Annotated in this window: 2 protein-coding genes; both read left to right on the top strand. The window is 31.2% G+C overall.

The features are described from left to right. Window positions 1-60 precede the first annotated feature (60 nt). Window positions 61-675 carry a hypothetical protein gene (locus QZZ11_RS03795; protein WP_292473755.1) on the top strand — a complete coding sequence of 205 codons (615 nt, stop codon included), beginning with the start codon at window positions 61-63 and terminating at the stop codon, window positions 673-675. Window positions 676-1275: 600 nt separating this feature from the next. Further along, window positions 1276-4473, top strand: a complete 3198-nt coding sequence (locus tag QZZ11_RS03790) for an Ig-like domain repeat protein (protein ID WP_292473753.1) — start codon at window positions 1276-1278, stop codon at window positions 4471-4473. The last annotated feature ends 424 nt before the right edge of the window (window positions 4474-4897 follow it).

Here is a 4897-nt window from a genome sequence, read left to right as displayed (position 1 = left end):
TTCAAAGCTGTTGTTCTTTTCATTTCCAGCAGCGGATGTGCTAAGGCTGAAACGCTTTCGTTGGCTGTTGGGGATTTTGTTAGGGCAACTGATGATTATCATAGTGGCGGTTCTATAGAGGATATTCTAGATGAATTGGCTATTAGAAAAGATGTTGTTGCCGGTTTTTATCTTAAACGTATTAAAACTGGCAAGTTTTATTATACTTTCTGTTCTCCAGAGGCTAGTTTTTATATAGTTAACTATTTGCGTTCTAGGGAAGGTTTGTCCCTAGATGATAAGCTCTTTGACTTCAGTGATGATTCTTTGATGTATAATTTCAAGAAGGTCAATGACAGATTAGGCATGGGTTTTGTAGGAAATTACAGGTTTTTTAGATCCCACTCCTTAAGAAAGTTTCATGCCAGCAATATTGGATTGAGTGCTGATTATGTTGATGAGCTTCAGGGAAGAGCCAAGACAAAGGTTCATGAAGCTTATATCAAGACAAATCCAAAAAGATTGAAAGAGATTTATATGGGTGCAATGCACAATGTCATGATATTTGATGATTGGATTGAAGAGTATGAGAATAAGACAGTTAAATCAAATGGTGAGGGTGCTTGTGTAATTGAAAAACAGGAAATCAACATTGTGATAAATTTTTCTTTGGATGGAAAAGACTTTAGGATTTAAGTGGAATTATTTTTTGGTGTGATGGTTTTTACAGTTCTTTATGAAAGAACTGTAAACTTGTTTCATACTACTGAAACTTTTTGCCATGATATGTTTTTAAAATAATCTTGTTTAGGGCATGATGAAATTTATAGGGATAGATGTTTTCAATTCCTTAGAATTGATGTCTCTCTAAACTTAATGAAACTCATTTGAATATAGTTTTAGCAACGAAAAATGAAATAAATTGCTCTTTTGACTAAATAGACGATTTTTTTTATTAAATTTTCATCAACTAAACTTATTTAGTAATGTTTATATACATTATTGTATAATATATAGTAATGTAAAATTAATTTTTAATTTAATCAATTTTGATTGATAAATTTTTATAAGTTTATCAAGAGTATATGAATAAATATTATTGAAAATTGATTTTTAGATGAAATTTTAATAAGTTTTTATTAGGAAAACATGAAAATTTATTATATTTTTCCAGTTCTTTCATAAAGAACTGGAAATTTTTTCATGTTTTATTTTTAGGAATTTATTAAAATTCTCTTTGGGCTCTTTTTTTATATGAAAAAGAGTTTGATATGAAATTTAAATGAGGTGATCTATTTGAAGATAAAATATATTGCTATATTTTTAGTTCTTCTTTGTTGTTTCATGGGCGCAGCCAGTGCAGCTGAAGACGTCTCAACAGACCTTTCAGATTCTTTGGATTCTGTAAATGATGCTGTAGCTGTTGATGCCGTATCCGAAGATGCAAGTGATAGTGTTCAAACAGAATCTATAACTGATTCTTCTGATGATACAACTGAAGAAGAAATAATAGATGAGACAAATGACGTTGAACAAACTGATGATTCTACAGTAGCGGATTCACTACCGACCAGAGCAAATGATGTTTATGTTTCCGATTGGTCAAATTTACGATATTATGGAATGTTGTCTGGCACTGATTACACAATAAACTTAAATGCTCCCATAACTGTTGGTAGTACTATTTTGACTTTTGGTAATAGTGCCACTATTATTGGTACTCCTAGTAATTATATTACTGGAGGAAGTTCTAGTAAGATTCCTTTCCAAAGTACAGGTAATTTAAATATTAAATTCGTCAATGTAACTTTTAAAAATATGGATGCTAGTGTTCTCATTAAATTAGCTACTACTGGCACTAATCAATTTATTAATTGTAGTTTTGAGAATATTCACACATATGCTTATAAATCTTCTGTTATCTGGAATGATAAAGGATATATGAATATTAGCGGATGTAATTTTACAAATTGTAATAATGGATTTGGTGTAATAACTAATTATGCTACCTCTGGAACTGTGCAAATGAATGTTGAAAATTGTAGATTTGAAGATAATGCTGGCAGATTAGAACCTGGTGCAATTAATAATTGTGGTGATTTAAATGTAACTAACTGCACATTTATCCACAACACCGCTGGATGGTGGGCTGGAGCTATCCATACCCATACTAATTCATATACTCGCATTATAGAATCTACTTTCAATGATAATGTGGCTGGATGGAATGGTGGAGCATTATTTACTTACGGTAAACTAGAGGTTATCAATTCTACTTTCACCGATAATAATTGTACTACCAATACTGGTGGAGGAGCTATTTGCGGATACAGCTATCAAGGATCTATTTATAACATCACTGTAGATTCTTGTAATTTCACCCATAACCTTAATAAAAATTCAAATGGCCGCGGCGGAGCCATTGGTGTTCAAAATATAGGTTATTTAACAGTATTTAATTCCATTTTTATTAACAACAATAATGCTACAAATGGTACTGCTATTTCTGCTATCTGTGAGGATGTAACCTACTGTAACAACTGTACTAACTGTAGTTGTCCTAACTGCCCTAACTGTGAAAACTGTTCTCATAATGTTTCTACAGGAGATCCTGATGCTATAATTTACAACAATACCTTTATAAATCATGGAGGTCCAGGAGATACTGTAGTTATTAGTGGTAACGATTATATATTTTATGATAATCGTTTTGTAAATTCAGTACAAACTGTCCATTACAACGAATCTGGAAATCAATATGGTCTCACTTCCTCTGTTTTAAATTCAAAACAGCACAACATTTTAAGTTCTCAATTAAGTGGGAATATATTATCTTTAACATTTAGTGATGTTTTTTATGTAAATGGATCAAGAGTTTATGATGATAATTTAGATGGTCAAAGTTGGGAAAATGCTTTAGGAGGTAGTCATGGGTTATTTTCTGCAGCCAACTTTATTAATTCAAATGGAGTAATTTATATTGCGGATTCATTTGATTCATTTATGATGGGAGATTTTTTTAATAGTTTCACCGTTGTTGGATTAAGTAAAGAAAATACTATTATTTCTAACTGGGAAGTTGGAAATCAACAAGACCCAGAGCATTATGCATTGACTTTTATTAATATGACTTTTGTTAATCCTGGCAGTATTTCAGGCAATGATTTAACTTTTATTAATTGTACTTTTATCAATTTCAAAGTTAGTGATCCACTTAATAATGAAATTGATGAAAATGTGCAGTACGGTGTTGAACCTCCTGAAGAGTCATTTATTACTAATTTTATTGATTGTGAGTTCATAAATTCAACTCTTTCTGGTGAAAATTTAATTGATATAGACAAATATACTCAAATTAACTTCAACAATTGTAATTTTGAGAATATTGCTGCAGATTCTATTGTAAGTAGTACCAAAGGTAGATTCCACACTCAAGATGGTATTAATTTCAATGGCTGTAAATTTACTAATGTGACAACTAAAGGTATTGTCAGCATTCCTACTGGAAATGATATCACTGAATTAGTCCATATTGAAGGTTGTACTTTTGATGTTCCAGTTACCAATGAGGTTGTAACTGATAGTGGCCGTGACTACATTAACACCACTCAATCAAGAGCTGATTCTAATTTAACTATTGATATTGATGGTGACAACCTTGTTATTACCTTAACAGACAGTGAAGGCAATCCTATTACAGATGTTGATGAAATCAGTTTAGTTATAAATGAAGAAAATATTCCTTCTCAAATGGATAATGGTGTAACTACCTTAAACATCAGCGACTTCACTGGAAAAGTAAATATTGTAGCTAGCTTCGCAGGAAATACCAACTTCAAAGAATCTACTGCTACCTTAAGCACTTACATCGTAGTCAAAACCGTAACTGAAGTAATCAACAACACTATTGTCGAGTATGTCAACAAGACATTGGAATCCACTAATATTGTTGCTAATACTTTAACTGCTACCGCTAAAGTTGCAAAAACATTGTCTGTAACCTTAAAGGATGCTAGCGGCAAAGCAATTGCAAACAAAGTAATTACTTACTCAATTAATGGTGTTACTAAAACTGTTAAGACTGATGCAAATGGTATTGCTAAGATTACTGTAAACCAAGCAAAAGCAGGAACATACTATTACTCACTTTGCTTCCTTGGTGACGATGACTACAAATCTGCATTCAAATCAGTCAAAGTAACTGTAAACAAACAGGCTACCAAAGCAGTTTTCAAGGCAAAAACATTTAAGGTAAAAGCTAAAACCAAAAAGGTATCTTTCACACTTAAAGATGCTAGCGGCAAAGCAATCAAAGGTAAAAAGATCACTGTTAAGGTCAATGGCAAGACCTACACTGCAAAAACCAATGCTAAAGGTGTAGCAACCGTATCACTTAAGATAACCAAGAAAGGTAAATACACTGCTACAGCTAAGTTTGCAGGAGACACAACCTACAAAGCCATTACCAAAAAGGCAAAAATTACCTTAAAATAAGAATTTTTAAAATATGAGAGGAAAAACCATTCCTTTTTTCCTCTTTTTTAAATTTTTTAAAATTACAAGAAACTATTATTGTGGAGATTTATCTCTTATTCTAATTGGAATATTCTTGGTTGTGATTAGAATAAAAGATAAATTTTTATAAAAATTTATTGTCTTTAGATAGGTGGAGAAAAATTTGATCTCTTTTAAAAGTTCATTGCTATTGGAATCTTTTTGAGTCTTTTTTACAAGGTCATTTTTTTTCTTATTTGTTTAAAGTTGCATATTTTTTCTCTTTGAGCCATGTTCTGTGGTTTTTTTGAGGAAAAAATTTGATTGTTGAATTTTATTTATATAATGTAATGGAGGATTTTTTATTTGGAAAGGTAATCGATTCCTATTGTTGTTTTCGCTTTCATTATTATTCCTATTGCTT

Origin of the sequence: Methanosphaera sp., from assembly GCF_016282985.1 — an archaeon.
GTDB lineage: Archaea > Methanobacteriota > Methanobacteria > Methanobacteriales > Methanobacteriaceae > Methanosphaera.
Note: the sequence above shows the minus strand (reverse complement) of the source record. Positions and strands in the feature narration are given on the sequence as shown.